Raw genomic sequence first — 25,619 nt, 5'->3', positions numbered from 1 at the left:
AGTGCATCTAGTCATGATGCCTTTCTTTTGGAAATCTTCAGCTAAATAATATCCAATTGAGGTACGTTTATTAACTAAGTCTAAATAATGTAATCCAATAACACCAATAAGTTTTTTATCACTCCATATTCCACAATGAAACCCATTACCATCGATAAATTGTTGTAAAGCTGAATGGATAAAGTGTTTACTATCTTCCACCCGCTTTGTATGTTCGACAAAAGGTAAAAATTCCGCTAGATATTTGCGGTTACTATCTACTAATTTAAATAATGGTTCCGCTTCTCGTTCTTCTAATATTTTTAATTTTAAGTGGTCATTAATTTGGTATCCAAACATAATTAAAACCTCCTGTATTTTTCAAAATATTCAATAAATTATAAATATAGTAACATAATTATATACATTAAAAACATAAAATTATTAAATATTTGTAAAATTTTAAAATCAATCATTATTCTTTTAACTATATATGTTAACCTTTTATACATCTGTTTTATTAAATTTGAAAGGAGTTAAATACATGGAAAACAAATCTAAACAGTTTTCAAATGTATTTATTTTTGCTTCAGTTATTGTAGGGTTACTGGTAATTATTGGAGCCATCTTCCCTAATCAATTTGGTTCAATTTCTGGAGCAATCGGAAGTTTTATTACAGAAACGTTTGGTTGGTACTATATGCTACTTATTAGCATTATTCTGATATTTTGTATCACACTTATTTTTCATCCAATTGGAAAGCTTAAGTTAGGAAAACCTGATGACAAACCAGAATTTAATACCATTTCATGGTTAACAATGCTATTTAGTGCAGGTATGGGTATTGGACTTGTATTCTATGGATCTTCTGAGCCCATTTCACATTATCTATCGCCGCCAACAGCGAATAAAGAAACAGAAGCTGCTCTAGCTGAAGCCATGCGTTCAAGTTTCTTACATTATGGACTACATCCTTGGGCAGTTTACGGTATTGTTGCATTGGCTCTTGCATATACACAGTTTAGAAAAAATGACTTAGGACTCATTTCTCGTACATTACGTCCTATTTTCGGAAATAAAGTAGAAGGTCCATTAGGTACTGTTATAGATGTTCTAGCCGTTTTTGCTACTATTATTGGGGTTGCAGTGTCACTTGGTGTTGGCGCCATGCAAATTAACGGTGGTTTAAATTATTTATTTGGAGTGCCAAACAATAAACTTATTCAAGGCATTATTATTCTTATTGTTACAGTTTTATTCTTAATTAGTGCTTGGAGTGGCTTAAGCAAAGGTATTCAGTATTTAAGTAATTTAAATATGCTTTTAGCTGCGATGTTATTTATTATTATTCTTATTGTAGGCCCTACAATTTTAATTATGAATATGTTTACATTCTCAATTGGTGAATATTTGAATACTCTTATTTTTAATAGCTTTGATGTTGCTCCACTTAACTCACAAAAACATGAATGGTTACAGTCATGGACGATTTATTATTGGGGCTGGTGGATGAGTTGGTCACCATTTGTAGGTATCTTCATTGCACGTATTTCAAAAGGTCGTTCGATCCGTGAATTCGTTATCGCAGTATTAGGTGTTCCTACAATTATTAGTATGCTATGGTTTACAGCCTTCGGTATTACAGGTATTGAAATTGGTAAGCAATCTAAACATATCTTTAGTATGCCACCTGAAACACAATTATTTGGTATATTCAATGAAATGCCTATGGGTACAATTTTGTCATTTATCGCTATTATCTTAGTAGGCTCATTCTTTATTACATCCGCAGACTCAGCTACATTTGTATTAGGCATGCAAACATCATTTGGTCGTTTAAATCCATCCGGTTTTGTTAAAATTGTCTGGGGCGTGATGTTATCAGCGATTGCCTATGTACTTTTATTATCTGGTGGATCGACAGGTCTAGATGCGCTGCAATCTGCTGCTATTATTTCAGCATTACCATTTAGTTTTGTTGTTATTTTAATGATGATTTCATTTTTCAAAGATGCAAATCAAGAAAGAAAATTCTTAGGTTTAACCTTACAACCTGATCATCAACGTAAAAAGGACTATATTAAAAATAACACAAATCAACAATCTAAAATTAAATAGGACAGAACTTGAGACATCATTAAACGTCTCAGGCTTTATATATTGATGGTAGTCGATGATTGAATTAAAAATGTATTTGTCTCAAGCTTTTTTCAATTTTAGTCCTCTTTTTTGGGGACGACACATTCAAAATGAATTCTATCTACTCTTGTAGTTTGTATAAGATATCTTCTAAAACTCTACTATAAAATAAAAGGTCACAGCGAATTGAAGACATTCGTTGTGACTTTATTTTTAAAATGTTCCTGGATTGAAGTTAGTTTTCCATTCATTAAATGGCCAATATCTCCAAACAACTTTACCTACAAGTTGTTTTTTATCTACTAGACCTACAACATCGAATCGGCTATCTATACTATTTTGTCTATTATCTCCTAAAACTAAATATTTATCTTTAGGAAGTTTCATTTCACCATTTGAACCTTTAATTTGACTTGATTTAAATGAGCCTGTTAAATATTGACCTTGTTTATGTTTCTTATTGTAATCTAAATACGGTTCAGACACTTTTTTATTATTTACATACAATTGGTCTCCCTTATATTCTACTGTATCCCCTGGTGTACCAATCACACGTTTAATAAAATCACGTTTTGAATCTTCATGAAATACAACGACATCACCATTATCAATGTGATTCATAGATTTAGAAATTTTACTTATAATCACTTTATTGCGATCTTGAAACGTTGGATACATCGAAGACCCAGATACTGTATAGGATTCGCCAATAAACTTTGTTACTACAATAACAACCAGTAGCCCCACTACAATGGATATAACCCACTCCATGATTTCTCGTTTCACATTTCATCCCGCCTATCATTTTTCTTATTCTCGATTACTTCTACTCTATCATACATACTTTTCAAACACGTTTCATTCTTCTTACGACTGATTTTTATTTGAATCTTTCACATTCGTAAGATATCCCTCTTACTTTGTAAGGTTAGATAAAGGCACCGCTTCATTCACCCTTTTAAAATAAGAAGTGTAATAGAGATAAGGAGTGATGAGATTGAAATTATTATTAAGAATCATATTAACTATTCTTGTCATTATTGTAGTCATTATAGGTAGTTTATTTGGATTAAACGCATATTCAGACCAACATCCTAACAATCGTTCTATCAATGATTGGAATAAATTAAATCCCTTAGCACCAACACATGAGTATTATGTTAAGACTCAAAAACCATCAAAAGTGGAAGTCGTTGATAAGGAAAAAGACTTCTATATCTACCATTACAATCAAACAGGTTACACCAAAGATGGTAAAGCTAAAAACATTGATTACACAGCGTCTAAAAAATTAAAACAACATCATTACTTAGTTGTAAGCGAAAAATCTCACACCATTACATCATATAAAGAAGTAAAACAATCAGACATTCCAATTAAAGCGAAAGAAAAATTATAAAACTTACAAGGAGTATGAAAATCATGCCTATTTTAAACGTTAATCATGTATCAAAAATTTATGGAACGAAACAAAAATTTAAAGCACTACACGATATTAACTTTTCAGTCGATAAAGGAGAATTCGTTGCCATTATGGGACCATCTGGTTCAGGTAAGACAACCCTTCTTAATGTTATCAGTTCGATTGATAGCATTTCAGACGGTACTGTAGAAATCAGTGGCAATGAGATAAACCAGTTGTCTAATAAAAAATTAGCACAATTTCGTAAGAGAGAACTTGGTTTTATTTTCCAAGATTATAGCGTTTTACCTACATTAACAGTTAAAGAAAATATTATGTTGCCATTATCTGTCCAAAAAATGAAAAAAGATGAAATGGAAAAAAACTATCAAGATGTCACAGAGGCACTTGATATTTATGATTTAAGTGATAAATATCCTAGTGAAATTTCTGGAGGTCAACAACAACGTACAGCTGCTGCACGTGCTTTTGTACATCAACCATCCATCATTTTTGCAGATGAACCCACAGGTGCACTGGATTCGAAAAGTGCACAAGATTTACTTCATCGCTTAGAAGATATGAACAAACAATTTAATAGTACGATTATTATGGTTACTCATGATCCTTCAGCAGCAAGTTTTGCACAACGTGTCATTATGTTAAAAGATGGCGATATTCATTCAGACATTCATCAACAAAGTAAAACAAAATCTAAATTTTATAATGAAATCATTCAATTACAATCAGCCCTAGGTGGTGTGGCAAATGACGTTTAATCAAATTACATTAAAGAATTTAAAAGGTAATATCAAACATTATATATTATATCTTTTTTCATTAATCTTAAGTATCATCTTATATTTTAGTTTTGTCACATTACAATACACACATAGCTTAAATAATGGTTCATCAAAAATAATCAATCAAGGTGCAAAAGTTGGTTCAGTTTTTTTATTCATTACGATTATCATTTTCTTAATGTATGCGAACCATCTATTTATTAAACGTCGCACACGCGAATTTGCATTATTCGAACTCATTGGACTAACACGTGGTAACATTCTTAGAATGCTTGCTATCGAACAAATCACTTTATTTATTAGTACAGGCATTATTGGCGTTATTATTGGTATTTTAGGTTCAAAATTATTGCTTTCAATATTAATAAAACTGATGCATTTACACATTCATGCATCTATAGGATTTGAAGTAGCTGCTTTAATTCAAACAATGATCATGCTAATGTTAGCGTTTATTTTAATTATGTTAGAAAATGCGATCTTTTTAAAACGAAGAACCATACTTTCTATGATGAAAGACAGTATGAAAACAGAGGCAGTAAAAGCGAAAATCACCATGCCAGAATGTATTGCTGGTATTCTTGGACTCATAATGATGATGTTAGGTTATTATATGTCTACAGAAATGTTTGGTAAATTTCAAGAATTAACGATGGCCTTATTAACACCGTTTATTATTTTATTCTTAACTGTAGCAGGCGCATATTTGTTTTTCAGAAGTTCAGTTTCAATTATTTTTAAATCTTTAAAAAAATCAAAACAGGGTCGTGTCTCTATCACTGATGTCGTCTTTACATCTTCGATTATGTATAGAATGAAGAAAAATGCGATGTCTTTAACTATTATTACAGTCATTTCAGCAGTTACAGTAACAATATTGTGTTTCGGAGCAATTAGTAAAGCAAATGCTGACTTTAATATTCAATCATCGTCACCTCAAGATATTAACTTTACTAAAGTAAAGGTGGCCCAACAATTTGAACATCAACTTAACCAACACGGTATACCCTATACAAAAAAAACGTATGAAAATGCCAATACCCATATTATTGAAAATGATGTCATTAAAAGTAAAACGGGTAATGCAATGCAAAATGAAAGTATATCGATTATGGCTGATCCTCATATCAAAGGTCATCACGCTACAATTACAAATTTACAAGGTCCACTTTCAATGATGTTTAATGTTCAAATTCATAAAGATTTAAAACTAAAAGGACAACAAGTAAAGACATTTTATGTAGATAAAAAAGATTTAAATGAAATCATTCCAATGGATGCTTCACTGGGTGGACCAGTACTTAAAATCAGTGTAGACAACTATAATGCTTTAAAAACAAAAAATCAACTTACACATCATTATGGTTTTAATATTAAGCATCATAGTGATCTTTCAAAAGCTGAAACATTAGCTAAAAAAGGAAACCAAAATGTAGTTTTAAAAAGTGAAAACAAAAAAGCAATTGATGAAAGTAATGGCATTCTTATATTTGTCACTTCTTTCTTAGGTCTTGCATTTTTAGTAGCAGCTGGTTGCATTATTTATATTAAACAAATGGATGAAACTGAAGATGAAATAAACAATTATCGTATTCTGCGACGTATTGGTTTTACGAATACAGATATGATAAAAGGATTAACTTTAAAAATTATATTCAATTTCGGTTTACCATTAGTTGTTTCTTTACTCCATGCCTTTTTTGCAGCAAACGCATTTATGATCTTAATAGGCAATTATACATTGACACCTATCTTCATTGTCATGGTTATCTATTCACTTGTATATCTGATATTTGCAGTTATTTCGTTCATTCATTCAGAACGCATCATTAAAGACGCCATTTAAATAATAGATTGAAAGGACATGTTAAAATGACTATTAAAGAAATGATTCAACACGCATATGACGATTTATTAAGTTTAAAAGTAAATTGGTTTAATGGTATCATGTTAGCTCTGATAGTATTAGTTGCTAGTAGTATTACAACGCCATTTATTGGTGTGCCGGTAGGCTTACTTGGCGGTGGCTATATTTTGAAAAGATACGAAAAAAATAACCATTAGAATAAAAAAAGAAGCTCAAAATGAATTGAGCTTCTCTTTCATTAATATTTTAAAAATATCTCTGTTAAATATATACTCAAATAACACATACATAAAAATAAACCCACTATAAAAATAAAAGATAATATACTAGTAAATATATTCCTTTTTTCACTAGATTTTACTTCGTTTGGATCTTTACCATTCATAAAAGCTACTATTCTATCGTAGTTATCTAAATTATATTTATACTTAATTTTATCAATTTGAGTACCACTATAAAAGCTAATTAAAAAAAGAATAGCAATTATTATAAATCCCCATGAATTAAAATAATATAAGAGAGGACCTATAAGTATAGAAGACAAAGTAAATCCAATAATCATAACTAACGACCAAATGTTCATTTTTCTTTTTATAGATTCTTGTTTATTTGAATTTAAATCTCCTCTAACTAAATCATCTAGTGAGATATCAAACAACTCACACATTACTAGTAAATTATGAATATCTGGATAACTCTTTTCATTTTCCCAATTTGATATTGTCTGTCTAGAAACATATAATTTTTCCGCTAAGTATTCTTGAGAATATTCATCTCTTTCTCGATATTTTCTTATTTGTTGACCGATATCCATTCATTCACCTCGTTATAAATTAAACTATTTTTATTTAATTTTTAAAATCATAATACTATATTTATAAAAGCGTTTTTTCTAATAAAAAGCTATCAATTTTCTTTTACATTATCTTAGTTTTAGTGTAAAAAATGTTTTACATTTTAGTATATCGCAATATTTTAAGATCTTTAGAACAAATATAAGCAAAGTATTGGTAATGAAACTCCTAAAGGGGTAGGACAAATTAAAGATTGAGACCTTAATCATAAATAAACATGAAAAGACTTTGAGTTGACATAAACTGAAACTATCCCCTAGGAAAGCGAAATCGTATAATACTGATTATTAATAAAAAACCCATAGATTAAAATCATCTACGGGTTATATAAGAATAAGAATTATACTCTAATTTCTTATAGTTTCAATATTTTTACTATTCAACATTATATGCATCTAAAATTACTTTTAATAACTTTTTAATATAAGTTTCATTAAGGACGTGAGGTTTAATCAATATATTAAAATAAATCGGTGAAAAAATTAAATCAATAAATAAATCTTGGTCCGCTTCGTCAATATATTTAGAAATAATAGTCTTCAATATTTTACGATTGCTATCAAAATAACCTTTCATAAATATGTCACGTGCTTCAGATGGTTGATAACTAATTAATATTTCAATCACAGCACGACCTAAATGAGTTTGATAAATATTCATAATTCTTATTAGAAAATGATACAATTCCTCGTACATCGTTTTATAATCATTTTCAAAAACGTGGATTCGACTGACAAACATATCGACAATAATAGATGATTTATCTTTCCAACGTCTATAAATTGTCGCTTTAGAAACACCTGTATTTTCAGAAATTTGATCTATTGTTATATCTCTAAAATAAGTCGTTTCTAATAACTGATCAATTTCTTTAAATATTTTTTCATTGATTGTTGGATCTTTCGGTCTTCCAGCCATCTTTTCTCCTTCTTAAACGTGAAATAAATTCTACAATTTCAAAGATAATTACTGCACTAATAAACCATACAACAAAACCAACCAAAATACTAAGTAACCACTCATGTGTAGAATATAACATTGCCCATGTTGCTAAGATACTACATAATACACCTGTCATACCAAAAACTGCACCTCTACTAACATGTTTGGCAACGACATCCCCATGTTGCATACCAGTAATAAATAAAGAAACAAGAAATACTGCAGGTAATGTGGCAAAAACGCCACCTAATTCTTTCCAAGGTAGAATAACTGAAATAATATAACTTAACATAACGGCTAAACCACCCACGAGAAATTTGATAAAAGTTAATTTCATTAAAAAATCCTCCAAATATTAAGAAATGTGTCGTACCGCAAAAATAGCAATTGAAATGACTAACCAACAAATAAATGCAAACGCTGTACCTTTTTTATAATCTCGTTTACTTATATAAATCGACGTAATAAATACTGTAATAATGCAAGAAATAATACCTATTATAGCTCCTGAACTAAGATGTATCGACATTTGAATCAGCCGTTCTCCTCGATGATCTATGGCTAAAGCAATAATAGCTGCTAGGTAGACTGCCGGCATAGTCGCAATAATGCCACCCATTTTCCCTCCTACTTTCTCAGCCATAATCGATGCAAAGGCAACAGCGATACCTCCAATCACAAAATGAAGTATCGCACTTGAAATTGATATTCCGAACACATGAAACCCTTCTTACCTTAATTATTAAACGATACGTTTCGTTTATTAATATTGTAATTCTATTTTCAAACTATGTAAATATGAAATAAAAAATCCATTATTATAAAATAATTGATAAAAAAAGAACAGGATGCTGAATGCAACATTCATTCTACCTGTTCTTTTAGTCATTAACGTTTATATAGTTTTATTTTAATTTCATAATAATCATCGTGATCTTTATCACGATGTTCAACATGAATACCTGAGTCTTCAATGGCTTGAATACTCTTACCAACTTCATCACGTGCTTGTGTCAAATCTTTAGCAAATTGGAATGTTTTTGCTTTTACTTTTTCAGGGCCTAATTTTTGTTTCACACGAGCTTCTGTCTGTTTAACATTCAATTTTTGAGCAATAACTTGTTCAATCAATTGTTCTTGATCCGCTTCTTTTAAGGATAATACTGCGCGTGCATGGCGTTCTGTAATTTTACCTTCACGTAATCGTACAATTACTTTTGGTGCTAATTTAAGTAGGCGTAATTTATTAGCAATAAAACTTTGGCTTTTTCCAAGACTTTGCGCTAACTCACTTTGAGTGGTTTGTCCAATGTCAAGTAACTTTTTATACGCTTCGGCTTCTTCTATTGCAGATAAATTTTCACGTTGGATATTCTCAATAAGGGCGACTACAGCAGTTTCTTCATCATTCATATGACGAATAATGACGTCTGCTTTAGATTGATGCAAGGATTGTAATGCTCTAAATCGTCGTTCACCAGCAATAATTTCATACATATTCTCTTCTATAGGTCGAACGACAATGGGTTGTAATAACCCATGTTCTTCTATCGACTCAGCAAGTTCTGTAATTTTACTTGAATCAAACACTTGGCGCGGTTGATAACGGTTAGGTACGATACGCTCTATTTGAATGGATTCCACACTTGAATGACGATTTTCTTCAATATAATCAACGATGTCTTCTTTATTTTTTAAACCAAATAGTTTAGAAAAAGGTTTTTTCATTGTCCATTCACTCCTCTTAAAATCAATTTTAACATGAGTAACCGAAAAATTGATTAATTTTCTAATAAAGGAGCTTTATTAGGCGTACCAGGTTTTCTAGGATATTTTTTAGGTGTTTGACGGCGCTTATCAACTATAATCATTTGTCGTTCACCTGCATCTTCTGGTAAATCAAACGTGTAAGAATCACTAAACGCTCCACCTAAGATGCTTATACCAAATTGTGCTTCTGCTAATTCTTCTTCACCTTTTGCAGACTTTAATGCAATAAACTGGCCGCCTTTTTTAACTAACGGCAAACACAACTCACTTAGAACAGTAAGTCTTGCCACTGCACGTGCTGTTACCACATCATATGTTTCTCTATTGACACCTTTACCAAATGTTTCTGCTCGATCATGAACAAAACTTACTTGGGTTAATCCAAGTTCAACTGCTAAATGATTTAAAAACTGAATACGTTTATTTAATGAATCGACAATGGTAACTTTCAATTCTGGAAAAACAATTTTTAAAGGAATGCTTGGAAATCCAGCGCCAGCCCCTACATCACAAAGTGTTAATGGCTGATTAAAATCATAGTAAAATCCAGCTGTAATAGAATCATAGAAATGTTTCAAGTAAACTTCATGCTCATCAGTAATACTTGTTAAATTCATTTTTTCATTCCATTCAACAAGCAAACGATAATAGGTTTGAAATTGTTGTTGTTGTTGATCTGTTAATTCAATACCTTGCTCACTTAACGCTTTTGTTAACCATTCGATGCCACTCATTAATTTTTCACCCTTTGTAATTTACCTTGTTCTAAATATACAAGTAAGATAGAAATATCTGCAGGATTAACACCTGAAATACGTGATGCTTGCGCAATATTTAATGGTTTAACCTCTGATAATTTTTCTCGTGCTTCAGTAGCTAAACTATCCACTTTACTATAATCTAAGTCTTCTGGAATTTTCTTTTCTTCCATACGTTTAACTTTTTCAACTTGTTGTAATGATTTATTGATGTAACCTTCATATTTCGTTTGAATTTCAACTTGTTCTTCTACCGCTTCTGGTAACTGATGCGTTTCTTCTAATATCTCTAAAATTGTATTATACGTCATTTCAGGACGGCGCAATAAATCAATGGCTAAGATACCATCTTTTAAGCGAGAACCACCATGAGCTTCAATCACAGATTGCGTATGTTCATTCGGTTTAATACGGATATTTGATAAACGGTCAATTTCATCTTGAATTTGTTGACGTTTATCATTAAAACGTGCATAACGTTCTTCAGAAATCATGCCTAAGTCATAACCAATATCAGTTAAACGTAAGTCGGCATTATCATGACGTAATAATAAGCGATATTCAGCACGAGAAGTCAATAAACGATAAGGCTCATTCGTTCCTTTTGTTACTAAATCATCAATTAAGACACCAATATAAGCATCTGAACGACTTAGAATTTTTTCGCCTGTACCTAATACGTTACCTGCAGCATTAATACCTGCCATAATGCCTTGGCCTGCTGCTTCTTCATAACCAGATGTACCATTAATTTGCCCTGCAGTGTATAAGTTTTTAATCATTTTAGTTTCTAATGTTGGCCATAATTGTGTTGGCACAATCGCATCATATTCAATCGCGTAACCTGCACGCATCATATCTGCTTTTTCAAGACCTGGAATAGTAGCCAACATTTGGCGTTGAACATGTTCAGGAAGACTGGTTGATAAGCCTTGCACATAAACTTCATTCGTATTACGTCCTTCAGGTTCTAAGAAAAGTTGATGACGTGGTTTGTCGTTGAAACGTACAAATTTATCTTCAATAGATGGACAATAACGTGGACCTGTACCTTTAATCATACCTGAATACATGGCTGATAAATGTAAATTATCATCAATGACTTTATGTGTACGATCATTTGTATACGTGAGCCAACAAGGTAGTTGGTCTAAAATATATTCGGTAGTTTCAAAACTAAACGCACGACCAACGTCATCACCAGGTTGAATCTCAGTTTTAGAATAGTCGATTGTTTTAGAATTCACACGTGGCGGTGTACCTGTTTTAAAACGCACAACTTCAAACCCAAGTTCTCTTAAGTTATCAGCTAATGAAATAGATGGAAGTTGATGGTTTGGACCACTTGAATATTTCATATTACCTAAAATGATTTCTCCACGTAAAAATGTACCTGTCGTGATGACAACAGCTTTCGCATGATACTCTGTACCTATATTCGTACGTACACCTTTAACTTCATCATTTTCAATCAATAATTCGTCTACCATGCCTTGCATGATATCTAAGTTATCTTCATCTTCAATGACACGTTTCATTTCTTGTTGATAAAGCACTTTATCAGCTTGAGCACGTAATGCACGAACTGCTGGACCTTTACCAGTATTAAGCATACGCATTTGAATATGTGTTTTATCAATGGCTTTAGCCATTTGGCCACCTAATGCGTCGATTTCACGTACTACTATTCCTTTTGCTGGGCCACCGACTGATGGGTTACATGGCATAAAGGCGATATTATCTAAGTTAATGGTTAACATTAACGTTTTAGCACCACGTCTTGCTGAAGCTAATCCCGCTTCAATTCCAGCGTGACCGGCACCAATAACAATTACGTCATATTCTTGAACCATTGAATTGACCTCCCTATTTTTCCTTAATTATTATTATTCATTTTAGACTACTGACCGTCTTAATTTTTATTATTTACCTAAACAGAACTGACTAAATAGCTGATTAATTAATTCATCACTTGCTGATTCTCCAATAATTTCTCCTAATAATTCCCATGTACGAGTTAAATCAATTTGAACCATATCCATAGGAATACCAGCTTCAGCTGCATCAATAGCATCTTGAATTGTTTGTCTTGCTTGTTTTAAAAGTGAGATATGTCTAGAGTTTGAAACATAAGTCATATCTTGATTTTGTACTTCTCCACCAAAGAACAAATCTCTGATTTGTAATTCTAATTCGTCGACACCTTCTTGTTTTAACATTGATGTTTGAATAAGTGGTGTGTCCCCTATCATAGTTTTAACTTCTTCAATATCTAATCGACGATCTAAATCTGTTTTATTAACGATAACAATCGCATCTTCATTTTTTATGACTTCATATAATGTACGATCTTCTTCAGTTAAAGGCTCGTTGTTATTTAATACAAAAAGGATTAAATCCGCTTCACTTAATGCTTTACGTGAGCGCTCTACGCCTATTTTTTCTACAATATCTTCAGTATCACGAATACCTGCTGTATCAACAAGTCTTAATGGGACACCACGTACATTAACGTATTCTTCTAATACATCTCGAGTTGTTCCAGCTACTTCAGTGACAATGGCTTTATTATCTTGAATAAGATTATTTAACATTGAAGATTTACCTACATTCGGTTTACCGACAATCACTGTAGATAATCCTTCTCTCATAATCTTACCTTGAGTACCCGTTTCTAATAATTGATCAATTTCATTTTTAATTTTTTTAGACTGCGCAAGTAAAAATTCCGTTGTGGCATCTTCAACATCATCATATTCTGGATAATCAATGTTCACTTCAACTTGGGCAAGAATTTCCAATATCGATTGACGTTGTCGTTTAATTAAATCACTCAAACGACCTTCAATTTGATTCATTGCAACTTTAGAGGCTCTATCCGTTTTAGAACGAATGAAGTCCATGACTGCTTCTGCTTGAGATAAGTCAATTCGGCCATTTAAAAACGCACGCTTAGTATATTCGCCAGGTTCCGCCATTCTAGCGCCATGTGTCATGGTAAGTTCTAGTATACGATTAATTGTCAAAATACCCCCATGACAATTAATTTCAATAATATCTTCACGTGTAAAGGTCTTTGGTGCACGTAAAACTGAAATCATCACTTCTTCTACAACTTCATCTGTCTCAGGATCTATAATATGGCCGTAATTAATAGTGTGTGATGGAACATCTTTTAATTGTTTCTTTCCTTTATATAACTTATCACCTATTTCAACCGCTTCTGGACCAGACAACCGTACAATACCAATTGCACCTTCTCCCATTGGAGTTGAAATACTTGTAATTGTATCAAAATCCATTATCCATTCTCGCCTCCCTAGTTAAGTAAAATTTCAATATAATATTGTAATAAGTTTCTAATTAAATTGCGAATATATTGTTTTATAATCTACTGGTTAGTCTTCGGTTTGTCTAACATTAGACTTCCGCCAGTCTAACTTTATTTAATTCTCTTATTAAATACCTTTGCTATTTTCAATACATGTTCTAAACTGCCTTGAATCTCTAAAGTTGACATATTTTTAGCAGGTTGTCTCGCTATTACAATAATATCTTTTGAAATCATATCTTGCTTATGCACTTTAAAGTTTTCTCTAATGGCACGCTTAATACGATTTCGAGTTACAGCATTTCCGATTTTCTTAGAAACACTAATGCCTAAACGAAAATGTTCATACTCATTTTTTAATGTATACACAACAAATTGTCTATTGGCTACAGATTTTCCCTTCTTATAGATTTTTTGGAAATCACTGTTCTTTTTTATACGATAAGCTTTCTCCATGCTTAAATCACTCGCTTACATTGTTCTTATGTTACATTGATCTATTAAAATGTATTTGTTTAAAACGAAAAAAAAGACCACTGAGAAGTCAGTGATCTTATGCTGATAAAACTTTACGGCCTTTACGACGACGACGCGCTAAAACTTTACGGCCATTTTTAGTGCTCATACGTTTTCTGAAACCATGAACTTTACTATGTTTACGTTTATTTGGTTGATAAGTACGTTTTACCATGCAAAACACCTCCATCTACATATTATATCGCGTTCACTACATCTACTTCTAATGAACCTGACTATTTTAATAGATAAATGATAATTTTTAATATCAAATAATTTCGATTTAATTCGATTTTATCTAGTCATAATTCAAGCAACTACTACAATATAACAAATTACCATTTATAAAGCAAGCAGCTTTTGAAACCAATTAATGATTTTCAAGAATGTCTTTTAGTTATATCATTTTCATTTTTAATATTTATACATTTCATTGATTCAGTAGCTTCTCAATTTTATACATATTTAATACACGTTTATAAATTATTTCCCAAACCTGTTATAGTACATTGAATTATGGTATCATTTTTTATCCACTTATTCACATATAGTATTTAATTTTTTGTGGATAATCAATAGCATATTCACAGATTTATACCAAATTTACAAACATATTCACAGCCATTTGACATCTATTGCAGTTAAAAAGTATAATTGTGTGGATAAGTCGTCTGAATCATTTATCTTATAGGATTTTTTTATAAATTCTATACGTGTTTTTACTGTGTATAAATCATAGCATATATAAAGTTATCCACCGAATGTGATTAACTTGTGGATAATTATTAACATGCTGTGATTATTTTTATCCACGCTTATAAAAACTGTGTATAAGTCTTAAATTTATAGAAAGATGGAGTTTATATATGTCGGAACAAGAAATTTGGAAAAAGGTATTAGAAGTAGCTGAGTCAGAGATTTCGAAAACAACGTTTAATACGTTTTTAAAAGACACTGAACTTAAAGAAATTCGCGACAATGTTGCTTACATCTTTGTTATTCATGAGTTTTACGCTGATTGGTTAAACTCAAATTATAAAGATGTAATTCAAACAATTATGAAAGACATCATTGGTTATGAAGTTGATCCAAAATTTTACACTGCTGAACAACTTGCTGAACTTGACGAAACGAGCCGTAAACAATCAAATACTGCAAAAAAAACCTCTGCCATTGATGATAGTCATGATGATATGGATCAATTTAATATGCATAATACGTTTGATACATTTGTGATTGGGCCTGGCAACCGCTTCCCACATGCAGCAAGCTTAGCTGTAGCTGAAGCACCTGCACAAGCTTATAATCCATTATTTATCTATGGGGGCGTAGGATTAGGGAAAACGCATTTAATGCATGCCATTGGTCATCACGTACTAAGTAATAAACCGAATGCCAAAGTGCTGTATACTTCAAGCGAAAAGTTTACAAATGATTTTATTAAATCCATTCGTAACAATGAACCTGAAGCATTTAGAGAAAAATATAGAAATATCGATGTATTATTAATTGATGATATTCAATTCATTCAAAATAAAGAACAAACACAAGAAGAATTTTTCCATACATTTAATGAATTACATCAAAATAAAAAGCAAATTGTTATTTCAAGTGATCGTCCGCCTAAAGAAATAGCAAAACTTGAAGATCGCTTACGTTCTCGATTTGAATGGGGTCTCATTGTTGATATCACACCGCCAGATTATGAAACACGCATGGCCATCTTGCAGAAAAAAATCGAAGAAGAGAACTTAGAAATTCCAGCAGAAGCATTGAATTATATTGCAAATCAAATTCAATCAAATATTCGTGAACTTGAAGGAGCTTTAACACGTTTACTTGCTTATTCAAAATTACAAGGTAAACCGATTACAACAGAGCTTGCTGCTGAAGCATTAAAAGATATCATTCAAGTTCCTAAATCTAAAAAAATCTCGATTCAAGATATTCAAAAAGTAGTTGGACATTATTACAATGTACGCATCGAAGATTTTAGCGCTAAGAAAAGAACAAAATCGATTGCCTATCCACGACAAATCGCAATGTATCTATCTAGAGAATTAACTGATTTTTCATTACCAAAAATTGGTGAGGAATTTGGAGGACGCGATCATACTACAGTTATTCACGCACACGAAAAAATTTCGAATGATATTAAGGCGGATTCAATTTTCAAGCAAGAAGTCGAAGATTTAGAAAAGGAAATACGTAAACAGTAATAGGAAATATGAATCTGTTATATAACAGTATTGCTAAAATATGACATTCAATATCAAAGATGACTGTTCTTCTAAAAAATTTTATAAATAGAGCAAGAATCTAGGAAGTGTTAAATTGTGGATAATGTGAAAAAGTAATACACATCATTAACAACTTATCCACATGTGTATAACTTTGATATAAAAGGCGTTTCATGAGATATCCACTAATCCACAAGCCCTACTACTATTACTATGATTTTAAAACCTATATAATTTAAGTATAAACGACTGGAAGGAGTTTAAATTAATAATGGAATTTACAATAAAAAGAGATTACTTTATTACGCAATTGAATGATACATTAAAGGCAATCTCACCAAGAACAACTTTACCAATTTTAACAGGTATCAAGATTGATGCTAAAGATAATAACGTTATCTTAACTGGTTCTGACTCAGAAATTTCAATTGAAATCACAATTCCTAAACAAGTAGATGGAGAAAATATTGTTGACATTACTGAAACTGGATCAGTGGTTCTTCCTGGTCGTTTCTTTGTCGACATCATTAAAAAATTACCAGGCAAAGACGTTAAATTATCAACAAATGAACAGTTCCAAACGCTTATCACATCAGGACATTCAGAATTTAATTTAAGTGGTTTAGATCCTGAACAATATCCATTGTTACCACAAGTATCACGTGATGATGCCATTCAATTATCTGTAAAAGTACTTAAAAACATCATTGCGCAAACAAACTTTGCAGTGTCCACCTCAGAAACACGCCCAGTTTTAACTGGTGTGAACTGGCTTATACAAGATAATGAATTAATATGCACCGCTACTGATTCACATCGTTTGGCTGTAAGAAAATTAAAGCTTGAAGATGAATCGGAAAACAAAAATGTTATTATTCCAGGTAAAGCATTATCTGAATTAAATAAAATTATGAGTGATAACGATGAAGACATTGATATCTTCTTTGCCTCTAATCAAGTATTGTTCAAGGTCGGTAACGTGAACTTTATTTCACGTTTATTAGAAGGTCACTATCCTGATACAACACGTCTTTTCCCTGAAAACTATGAAATCAAATTAGGATTAGATAACGGTGAATTCTATCATGCGATAGATCGTGCGTCATTACTTGCACGTGAAGGTGGAAATAACGTAATTAAATTAAGTACTGGAAATGAGGTTATAGAATTATCATCTACATCCCCAGAAATCGGTACAGTCAAAGAAGAAGTTACAGCAACTGATGTTGAAGGTGGCAATTTGAAAATTTCATTCAACTCAAAATATATGATGGACGCATTAAAAGCAATTGATAATGAGGAAGTTGAAGTAGAATTCTTTGGTACGATGAAACCATTTATCTTAAAACCAAAAGCAGATGATTCAGTCACTCAACTCATTTTACCAATTAGAACATACTAGTGATTAAAGATTAATTAAAAAGTTAAAGTAGAACAGAATTCTTATTGAATTGCTGTTCTATTTTTTTAATTCATTAAAACATTGATTTTAAACTATCTCAGAGGTTCATAATGAAGCTAAATTAAGTAAAACGATGTTTTTTATCCACGACTCATTATATTCGCTAAAATAGGCCTTAAAATTAAAAATTGAGATATTATCTCTGATTACTTTTGTCATAATTTCAAAAAATGATCTATTTTTTACATAACAAATTAAAATAACAAAAACTTATTTAAAAGTAAACGGTTTCATACTTCATTTTAAATGAAATTTATTCTTAAAAAAGGTATAATATAGTAATGATATATAAAGAAATGGAGTGATTATTTTGGTTCAAGAAGTAACAGTTGAAGGCGAGATTACGTTAGGTCAATTTCTTAAAACAGAAGGGATTATTGAATCAGGTGGACAAGCAAAATGGTTCTTACAAGATTACGACGTTTTATTAAATGGCGAACGTGAAACACGTCGTGGAAAAAAGTTAGCTGACCAAGATCGTATCGACTTCCCTGATATTCCAGATATCGATTCATTTATTATTATTCATCAAGGTGAGCAATGAAGCTTAAAACACTCCAATTAGAAAACTATCGCAACTATGAAGCGGTTACGTTAAATTGTCATCCTGAAGTGAATATTCTTATTGGAGAAAATGCACAGGGAAAGACAAATTTACTTGAATCAATTTACGTCCTTGCTTTAGCTAAAAGTCACCGAACCTCCAATGACAAGGAATTTATACGGTTTAACTCTGAGTATGCTAAAATAGAGGGTGAGTTAAGTTATAGACACGGAATCATGCCATTAACGATGTATATAACTAAAAAAGGTAAACAAGTTAAAGTGAACCACTTGGAACAAAGTCGACTAACACAGTATGTTGGACATCTAAATGTGGTTCTTTTTGCACCTGAAGATTTAAATATTGTTAAAGGTTCTCCTCAAATTAGAAGACGATTTATAGATATGGAATTAGGGCAAATTTCTGCAATATATCTTAACGATTTAGCTCAATATCAACGTATTCTCAAACAAAAAAATAATTATCTTAAGCAGTTACAACTTGGTCAAAAAACAGATAAAACGATGCTAGAGGTTTTAAATCAACAATTTGCACAATATGCACTTAATGTCACTTTAAGACGTGAGCAATTTATTGAAGAATTAGAGACTTTAGCGCAACCTATCCACGCTGGTATTACGAACCAACGTGAAACATTATCTCTAAAATATTTACCAAGTATTAAACTTAGCGATACAAGTAAAAATAAAAGTGAATTATTAGATGAAGTCATCACGTTATTGAATGAATATCAACAACGTGAAATGGATAGAGCAGTATGTTTATATGGTCCACATAGAGATGACTTAGGATTTAATGTGAATGACATGGATGCCCAAACATATGGATCTCAAGGTCAACAAAGAACAACCGCTTTATCAATTAAACTAGCAGAAATAGAATTAATGAACATTGAAGTCGGAGAATATCCGATTTTATTATTAGATGATGTCTTAAGTGAACTTGATGATTCTCGTCAGACGCATTTACTCAGTACAATTCAACATAAAGTACAAACATTCGTAACAACTACATCGGTAGACGGTATTGATCATGAAATCATGAATAATGCGAAACTTTACCGAATTAATCAAGGTGAAATTATTAAGTAATAGAAAGTGATGGTGAATACATTGTCAGATGTAAACAACACAGATAATTATGGTGCTGGACAAATACAGGTATTAGAAGGACTTGAAGCGGTACGTAAACGTCCTGGTATGTATATTGGCTCAACTTCAGAAAGAGGTTTGCATCATTTGGTATGGGAAATCGTTGATAACAGTATTGACGAAGCGCTAGCTGGATATGCGAATCAAATTGAAGTAGTGATTGAGAATGACAACTGGATTAAAGTGACTGACAATGGTCGTGGTATTCCTGTAGATATTCAAGAAAAAATGGGACGTCCCGCAGTAGAAGTTATTCTTACTGTGCTTCATGCCGGAGGTAAATTCGGTGGTGGCGGATACAAAGTATCTGGTGGACTACATGGTGTAGGTTCATCTGTAGTAAATGCGTTATCACAAGATTTAGAAGTGTATGTACACCGTAATGAAACAATTTATCATCAAGCATACAAAAAAGGCGTGCCTCAATTTGATCTTAAAGAAATAGGCAGTACGGATAAAACAGGTACAGTGATTCGCTTTAAAGCAGATAGTGAAATCTTTTCAGAAACAACAGTTTATAATTATGAAACACTTCAAAAACGTATTAGAGAATTAGCATTCTTAAATAAAGGTATTTCAATTACACTAAGAGACGAACGTGAAGATGAAGAACAACGTGAAGACACATATCATTATGAAGGTGGTATTAAATCTTACGTTGAATTACTGAACGAAAATAAAGAACCTATTCATGACGAACCTATTTATATTCATCAGTCAAAAGATGATATCGAAGTAGAAATTGCAATACAATACAATAGCGGTTATGCTACAAACTTATTATCCTATGCGAATAATATCCACACATATGAAGGTGGTACACATGAAGATGGCTTTAAACGTGCACTTACACGTGTCTTAAACAGTTATGGGACTCAAAGTAAGATTATTAAAGATGATAAAGAACGACTTTCAGGTGAAGATACACGTGAAGGTTTAACAGCAGTCGTCTCTGTAAAACATGGTAATCCACAATTCGAAGGTCAAACGAAGACGAAATTAGGTAACTCTGAAGTACGTCAAATCGTTGATCGATTATTTTCAGAACACTTTGAACGCTTTTTATATGAGAATCCAAATGTTGCAAGAATCATTGTTGAAAAAGGAATCATGGCGTCAAGAGCACGTGTAGCAGCTAAAAAAGCGCGTGAAGTGACACGACGTAAATCAGCATTAGAAATTTCAAGTTTACCGGGTAAACTGGCAGACTGTTCAAGTAAAAATCCTGACGAAAGTGAAATCTTCTTAGTTGAGGGTGACTCTGCCGGGGGGTCTACAAAAGAAGGTCGTGACTCAAAAACACAAGCGATTTTACCGTTGAGAGGTAAAATATTAAATGTGGAAAAAGCACGTTTAGATCGTATTTTAAATAACAATGAAATCCGTCAAATGATTACAGCATTTGGTACAGGCATAGGTGGCGAGTTTGATATTTCTAAAGCCCGTTATCATAAGATTGTTATCATGACAGATGCTGATGTAGATGGTGCGCATATTCGTACATTATTACTTACATTCTTCTACAGATTTATGCGTCCATTAATTGAGGCTGGGTATGTATACATCGCTCAACCACCATTGTATAAGCTAACACAAGGTAAACAAAAATATTACGTCTTTAACGATCGTGAATTGGATAAATTAAAAGTTGAACTAAATCCTACTCCAAAATGGCAAATTTCTCGTTACAAAGGTTTAGGTGAAATGAATGCCGATCAATTATGGGAAACAACAATGAATCCTGAAAATCGTATGATGTTACAAGTAAAACTTGAAGATGCAGTAGAAGCGGATCAAACATTTGAAATGTTAATGGGTGACGTTGTTGAAAATCGTAGACAATTTATCGAAGATAATGCAGTTTATGCTAATTTAGATTTCTAATTTAACTTAATGTGAACTGACTATAAAAGGAGGATATCTTGATGGCTGATTCTCTACCACAATCAAGAATTAATGAAAGAAATATAACCAATGAAATGCGCGAATCATTTTTAGACTATGCGATGAGCGTTATCGTTTCACGTGCATTACCAGATGTACGTGATGGTTTAAAACCTGTACATCGTCGTATTTTATATGGTCTAAATGAACAAGGAATGACTCCAGACAAACCTTATAAAAAATCAGCACGTATTGTTGGGGACGTTATGGGGAAATATCATCCACACGGCGACTCTTCAATTTATGATGCTATGGTAAGAATGGCACAAACCTTTAGCTATCGTTATCCTCTTGTTGATGGTCAAGGTAACTTTGGTTCAATGGATGGTGACGGTGCTGCGGCAATGCGTTATACCGAAGCAAAAATGACCAAAATCACATTAGAACTGTTACGTGATATCAATAAAGATACTATTGATTTCTTAGATAACTATGATGGTACAGAAAGAGAGCCCGAAGTCTTACCTTCTCGTTTCCCTAACCTTTTAGTGAATGGCGCTTCAGGTATTGCAGTTGGTATGGCTACAAATATTCCGCCACATAATTTAACAGAAGTCATTGACGGCGTCTTACGTTTAAGTCAAAATCCTGATGTCACAATCTCAGAATTGATGGAAGACATTCAAGGTCCTGATTTTCCAACTTCTGGCTTAATTTTAGGTAAAAGTGGCATTAGACGTGCCTATGAAACTGGTCGTGGATCGATTCAAATGCGAGCACGTGCATCAATAGAAGAACGTGGCGGTGGCCGTCAGCGTATTGTTGTGACTGAAATTCCATATCAAGTGAATAAAGCAAGAATGATTGAGAAAATTGCAGAATTAGCGCGTGAGAAAAGAATTGAAGGTATCACAGATCTTCGTGACGAAACAAGTTTACGTACAGGGGTAAGAGTTGTTATTGATGTACGTAAAGATGCCAATGCAAATGTTATTTTAAATAATTTATATAAACATACACCATTACAAACATCATTTGGTGTAAATATGATTGCCCTTGTGAATGGTCGACCTAAATTAATTAACTTAAAAGAAGCGCTTGTTGAATATTTAGAACATCAAAAAACAGTTGTACGTCGTCGTACAGAATACAATTTGAAAAAAGCGAAAGATCGTGCACATATCTTAGAAGGTTTAAGAATTGCGCTGGATCATATTGATGAAATTATTTCTATTATTCGTGAGTCTGACACAGATAAAGTGGCGATGGAAACATTGCAAGAACGTTTTAAATTGTCTGAACGTCAAGCTCAAGCCATTTTAGATATGCGTTTACGTCGTTTAACTGGGTTAGAGCGCGATAAAATTGAAAATGAGTATAATGAATTATTAAGTTATATTGCAGAATTAGAAGAGATCTTAGCAAATGAAGATGTATTACTTCAACTGGTTCGTGATGAACTTACAGAAATTAAAGAACGTTTCGGTGATGAACGTCGTACTGAAATTCAATTGGGCGGTTTAGATCACTTAGAAGATGAAGACTTAATCCCTGAAGAACAAATCGTCATCACTTTAAGTCATAACAACTATATTAAACGTTTACCTGTATCTACATATCGTTCACAAAACAGAGGTGGACGAGGTGTACAAGGGATGAATACCTTAGAAGAAGACTTTGTCAGTCAACTTGTAACATTAAGTACACATGATAATGTTTTATTCTTTACGAATAAAGGCCGTGTTTATAAGTTGAAAGGATACGAAGTACCTGAATTATCTCGTCAATCTAAAGGTATTCCAGTCATTAATGCGATTGAGCTTGAAAATGATGAAGTGATTAGTACGATGATTGCCGTAAGAGATTTAGAAGATGAGAACAGTTTCTTAGTCTTTGCTACTAAAAAAGGTATTGTTAAACGTTCTGCATTAAGTAACTTCTCTCATATTAATAAGAATGGTAAAATTGCGATTGGCTTTAAAGAAGATGATGAATTGATCGCAGTTCGTCTTACTGATGGTAAACAAGATATTTTACTTGGTACAGCACATGCCTCATTAATTCGATTCCCTGAAAATAGTTTACGCCCACTAGGTCGTACCGCTTCAGGTGTGAGAGGTATTTCTCTAAGAGAAAATGATGTAGTCGTAGGTTTAGACGTAGCCTATGCTGAAAGTGAAGATGAAGTTCTAGTTGTTACTGAAAAAGGTTATGGTAAACGGACACCTGTAAGTGAATATCGTTTATCTAATCGTGGCGGTAAAGGTATAAAAACAGCTAAAATTACAGAACGTAATGGTAATGTTGTATGTATTACAACAGTAAGCGGTCAAGAAGATTTAATGATTGTAACGGATGGTGGCATTATTATTCGACTACAAGTTGAAGATATTTCTCAAAATGGCCGTGCCACACAAGGTGTGCGATTAATGAAATTAGGCGATAATCAAGCCGTATCAACTGTTGCGAAAGTCATTGATAAAACTGAAGATGAAGCTGCAACTGAATCGGCACAACAAACAGAACATGCGAGTGCCCAAACGACAGAAAGTGCAAATGAACAAGTGATAGATGATACGACACCTGGTAACGCTTTGCATACTGAATCTGATGAAGATGATGAACGCATTGAAGTAAGACAAGATTTCATGGATCGTGTAAATGAAGATATTGAGAATGATTCAGATCAGAATTAAATATAAAAATAAGACTTCCCACATATAGGGAAGTCTTATTTTTATTATTTATCTTTCTAATTCTTTCATTACATAAGGAATTTGATTAATTAATTTTGAAGGGGGCACGACGTACATTTTTTCAGAAAGTTTTTCACCAATATAACTGTGAATATAAGTTGCGCTCGTAACGGCATCTTGTAAGCTATTAAATTGACCTACAAAACTTGTAATCATACCAGCTAATGTATCACCCATACCACCTGTAGCCATTGCAGGTGTGCCAATTGGTAATTTGTATTCTTTATCTTTAAAGAAGATTTCTGTACCGTGTTTTTTTAGTACTACAGTAGCGCCTAATTTATCCACAGCTTCTCTATTTCTTTCATACGTTTGTTCTTCAATAGGAATACCACTTAGACGTTCCCATTCTTTTTGATGTGGTGTAAAGATAACACGACATGTAGGAATATCAGGTTTAAGTTTACAAAATATTGTAATTGCATCACCATCTACAATTAAGTTTTGATGAGGTTGAATATTTTGTAGTAAGAAAGTAATCGCATTATTTCCTTTGAAATCAACGCCAAGACCTGGTCCAATTAAAATACTATCTGTATTCTCAATCATTTTTGTTAACATTTTAGTATCATTAATATCTATTACCATTGCTTCAGGACAACGTGAATGAATGGCTGCATGATTAGTAGGATGTGTGGCTACAGTAATTAAACCACTTCCACTAAAAAGACATGCACGTGCAGCTAACATGATTGCTCCGCCTAAATTTGCACTACCACCAATTAAAAGAATTTTTCCATAATCACCTTTATGCGTTTCGTCATTACGTTTAGGAATTGTCACATTAGTTAATGTTTCCATATGATGAATCCTCCCTATTTAGATTCGAAAGTCATAACTTCTATATATTAAATCAATGAAATGATGAGTTATTAAGACAAGCGAAAATATCATGTGCGTTTTAAGTACAATAGAAAATATTATACCTGCTTAAGCGTTTCGTCAACACTATTTTAAATAAATTTATAAATGCTAAAATTGATAGATATTAACGTATATAGTTTGTTATATTTGGAAAAGGTAACTGCTTGAAAATTATATATGACTTTGCTATATTAAAATTAAGTTAATAAAGTATTGTTCGTAGGCTAAGTAACATAAGGGTATTAATTTCAGAGAGCTTGTGGTGAGTGTAAACAAGTAATTAATTTTTATGCGAATCTACCTACTTATATTGAACAATCGGTTTTAACCGTTAT

At 32.3% G+C, this 25,619-nt stretch carries 24 protein-coding genes and 1 other annotated feature (1 of these 25 running past the window's edge); of the genes, 11 read left to right on the top strand and 13 right to left on the bottom strand.

Annotated features, from left to right (window positions below):
• Window positions 1-339, bottom strand: a 339-nt coding sequence (locus HMPREF2953_RS11680; protein WP_256263327.1) for a GNAT family N-acetyltransferase, incomplete at its 3' end; no start/stop codon positions are given.
• A 184-nt stretch (window positions 340-523) separates the two neighbouring features.
• Here HMPREF2953_RS11680 and HMPREF2953_RS08190 point away from each other — a divergent pair.
• Window positions 524-2,098 (top strand): BCCT family transporter, encoded by a 1,575-nt coding sequence (locus HMPREF2953_RS08190; protein WP_070672792.1) that lies wholly within the window; start codon window positions 524-526, stop codon window positions 2,096-2,098.
• 234 nt (window positions 2,099-2,332) lie between these two features.
• Here HMPREF2953_RS08190 and lepB read toward each other — a convergent pair whose 3' ends face one another.
• Window positions 2,333-2,905, bottom strand: a complete 573-nt coding sequence (gene lepB / locus HMPREF2953_RS08185) for a signal peptidase I (RefSeq protein WP_002447986.1) — start codon at window positions 2,903-2,905, stop codon at window positions 2,333-2,335.
• Window positions 2,906-3,110: 205 nt separating this feature from the next.
• Between lepB and HMPREF2953_RS08180 the strand changes: the two genes are divergently transcribed.
• The 4 genes from HMPREF2953_RS08180 to HMPREF2953_RS08165 are packed head-to-tail and all read left to right on the top strand — an operon-like array spanning window position 3,111 to window position 6,388.
• Entirely contained in the window at window positions 3,111-3,518 is a 408-nt protein-coding gene (locus HMPREF2953_RS08180; RefSeq protein ID WP_049420442.1) for a YxeA family protein, read from the top strand.
• 23 nt (window positions 3,519-3,541) lie between these two features.
• The gene (locus HMPREF2953_RS08175) at window positions 3,542-4,300 is read left to right on the top strand and encodes an ABC transporter ATP-binding protein (protein ID WP_070672789.1); all 759 of its coding nucleotides are present in this window, start codon (window positions 3,542-3,544) and stop codon (window positions 4,298-4,300) included.
• Window positions 4,290-6,170, top strand: a complete 1,881-nt coding sequence (locus HMPREF2953_RS08170; protein WP_070672786.1) for an FtsX-like permease family protein — start codon at window positions 4,290-4,292, stop codon at window positions 6,168-6,170. Before HMPREF2953_RS08175 ends, HMPREF2953_RS08170 begins: the two co-directional genes overlap by 11 nt.
• A gap of 26 nt (window positions 6,171-6,196) precedes the next feature.
• Window positions 6,197-6,388, top strand: a complete 192-nt coding sequence (locus HMPREF2953_RS08165; protein WP_019834699.1) for a VraH family peptide resistance protein — start codon at window positions 6,197-6,199, stop codon at window positions 6,386-6,388.
• 41 nt (window positions 6,389-6,429) lie between these two features.
• Here the strand turns inward: HMPREF2953_RS08165 and HMPREF2953_RS08160 are convergent, their stop codons facing one another.
• The 10 genes from HMPREF2953_RS08160 to rpmH all read right to left on the bottom strand — a co-directional run bounded on the left by HMPREF2953_RS08160 (window position 6,430) and on the right by rpmH (window position 14,537).
• Window positions 6,430-7,005, bottom strand: a complete 576-nt coding sequence (locus HMPREF2953_RS08160) for a helix-turn-helix transcriptional regulator (RefSeq protein WP_017175631.1) — start codon at window positions 7,003-7,005, stop codon at window positions 6,430-6,432.
• A 415-nt stretch (window positions 7,006-7,420) separates the two neighbouring features.
• Complete coding sequence (locus HMPREF2953_RS08155) at window positions 7,421-7,963, bottom strand: TetR/AcrR family transcriptional regulator (protein WP_049335806.1); 543 nt, start codon at window positions 7,961-7,963, stop codon at window positions 7,421-7,423.
• A complete protein-coding gene (locus tag HMPREF2953_RS08150; RefSeq protein WP_070672783.1) occupies window positions 7,929-8,324 on the bottom strand; it encodes a DUF3147 family protein in 396 nt (131 codons plus the stop codon). The genes HMPREF2953_RS08155 and HMPREF2953_RS08150 overlap by 35 nt, the downstream gene beginning before the upstream one ends.
• A gap of 18 nt (window positions 8,325-8,342) precedes the next feature.
• Window positions 8,343-8,705, bottom strand: a complete 363-nt coding sequence (locus HMPREF2953_RS08145; RefSeq protein ID WP_017175628.1) for a DUF3147 family protein — start codon at window positions 8,703-8,705, stop codon at window positions 8,343-8,345.
• A 170-nt stretch (window positions 8,706-8,875) separates the two neighbouring features.
• The gene (gene noc, locus HMPREF2953_RS08140) at window positions 8,876-9,715 is read right to left on the bottom strand and encodes a nucleoid occlusion protein (protein ID WP_054105621.1); all 840 of its coding nucleotides are present in this window, start codon (window positions 9,713-9,715) and stop codon (window positions 8,876-8,878) included.
• 53 nt (window positions 9,716-9,768) lie between these two features.
• A complete protein-coding gene (gene rsmG / locus HMPREF2953_RS08135) occupies window positions 9,769-10,491 on the bottom strand; it encodes a 16S rRNA (guanine(527)-N(7))-methyltransferase RsmG (RefSeq protein WP_002447968.1) in 723 nt (240 codons plus the stop codon).
• On the bottom strand, window positions 10,491-12,368 hold the full coding sequence (gene mnmG, locus HMPREF2953_RS08130) for a tRNA uridine-5-carboxymethylaminomethyl(34) synthesis enzyme MnmG (RefSeq protein ID WP_002447946.1): 1,878 nt from the start codon (window positions 12,366-12,368) through the stop codon (window positions 10,491-10,493). Before mnmG ends, rsmG begins: the two co-directional genes overlap by 1 nt.
• 69 nt (window positions 12,369-12,437) lie before the next feature.
• Entirely contained in the window at window positions 12,438-13,817 is a 1,380-nt protein-coding gene (gene mnmE / locus HMPREF2953_RS08125) for a tRNA uridine-5-carboxymethylaminomethyl(34) synthesis GTPase MnmE (RefSeq protein ID WP_070672780.1), read from the bottom strand.
• A 140-nt stretch (window positions 13,818-13,957) separates the two neighbouring features.
• Window positions 13,958-14,302 (bottom strand): ribonuclease P protein component, encoded by a 345-nt coding sequence (rnpA, locus tag HMPREF2953_RS08120; RefSeq protein WP_002488120.1) that lies wholly within the window; start codon window positions 14,300-14,302, stop codon window positions 13,958-13,960.
• A gap of 97 nt (window positions 14,303-14,399) precedes the next feature.
• On the bottom strand, window positions 14,400-14,537 hold the full coding sequence (gene rpmH, locus HMPREF2953_RS08115) for a 50S ribosomal protein L34 (RefSeq protein ID WP_000240855.1): 138 nt from the start codon (window positions 14,535-14,537) through the stop codon (window positions 14,400-14,402).
• Between the two features lie 691 nt (window positions 14,538-15,228).
• On the opposite strand from rpmH, the gene dnaA reads away from it, so the two are divergent.
• The 6 genes from dnaA (at window position 15,229) to gyrA (ending at window position 24,360) form a co-directional block, all read left to right on the top strand.
• Window positions 15,229-16,581, top strand: a complete 1,353-nt coding sequence (gene dnaA / locus HMPREF2953_RS08110; protein WP_049335792.1) for a chromosomal replication initiator protein DnaA — start codon at window positions 15,229-15,231, stop codon at window positions 16,579-16,581.
• A gap of 289 nt (window positions 16,582-16,870) precedes the next feature.
• Window positions 16,871-18,004 carry a DNA polymerase III subunit beta gene (dnaN, locus tag HMPREF2953_RS08105; protein WP_103288253.1) on the top strand — a complete coding sequence of 378 codons (1,134 nt, stop codon included), beginning with the start codon at window positions 16,871-16,873 and terminating at the stop codon, window positions 18,002-18,004.
• A gap of 361 nt (window positions 18,005-18,365) precedes the next feature.
• Window positions 18,366-18,608 (top strand): S4 domain-containing protein YaaA, encoded by a 243-nt coding sequence (yaaA, locus tag HMPREF2953_RS08100; protein WP_172457903.1) that lies wholly within the window; start codon window positions 18,366-18,368, stop codon window positions 18,606-18,608.
• Window positions 18,605-19,720, top strand: a complete 1,116-nt coding sequence (gene recF, locus HMPREF2953_RS08095; RefSeq protein ID WP_070672778.1) for a DNA replication/repair protein RecF — start codon at window positions 18,605-18,607, stop codon at window positions 19,718-19,720. The genes yaaA and recF overlap by 4 nt, the downstream gene beginning before the upstream one ends.
• Window positions 19,721-19,729: 9 nt before the next feature.
• A complete protein-coding gene (gene gyrB / locus HMPREF2953_RS08090; RefSeq protein ID WP_070672775.1) occupies window positions 19,730-21,664 on the top strand; it encodes a DNA topoisomerase (ATP-hydrolyzing) subunit B in 1,935 nt (644 codons plus the stop codon).
• Between the two features lie 41 nt (window positions 21,665-21,705).
• Window positions 21,706-24,360, top strand: coding sequence for a DNA gyrase subunit A (gyrA, locus tag HMPREF2953_RS08085; RefSeq protein WP_070672772.1), 2,655 nt, complete (start codon window positions 21,706-21,708; stop codon window positions 24,358-24,360).
• Between the two features lie 48 nt (window positions 24,361-24,408).
• Here gyrA and HMPREF2953_RS08080 read toward each other — a convergent pair whose 3' ends face one another.
• Window positions 24,409-25,221, bottom strand: coding sequence for an NAD(P)H-hydrate dehydratase (locus HMPREF2953_RS08080; protein ID WP_002454556.1), 813 nt, complete (start codon window positions 25,219-25,221; stop codon window positions 24,409-24,411).
• A 269-nt stretch (window positions 25,222-25,490) separates the two neighbouring features.
• Window positions 25,491-25,619, top strand: a binding site (T-box leader) (it continues 75 nt past the right edge of the window).

The organism is Staphylococcus sp. HMSC072E01 (assembly GCF_001814125.1).
GTDB classification, from domain to species: Bacteria; Bacillota; Bacilli; order Staphylococcales; family Staphylococcaceae; genus Staphylococcus; species Staphylococcus hominis.
The sequence above is the reverse complement of the archived record's forward strand: the minus strand, read 5'-3'. Positions and strand labels throughout refer to the sequence as shown.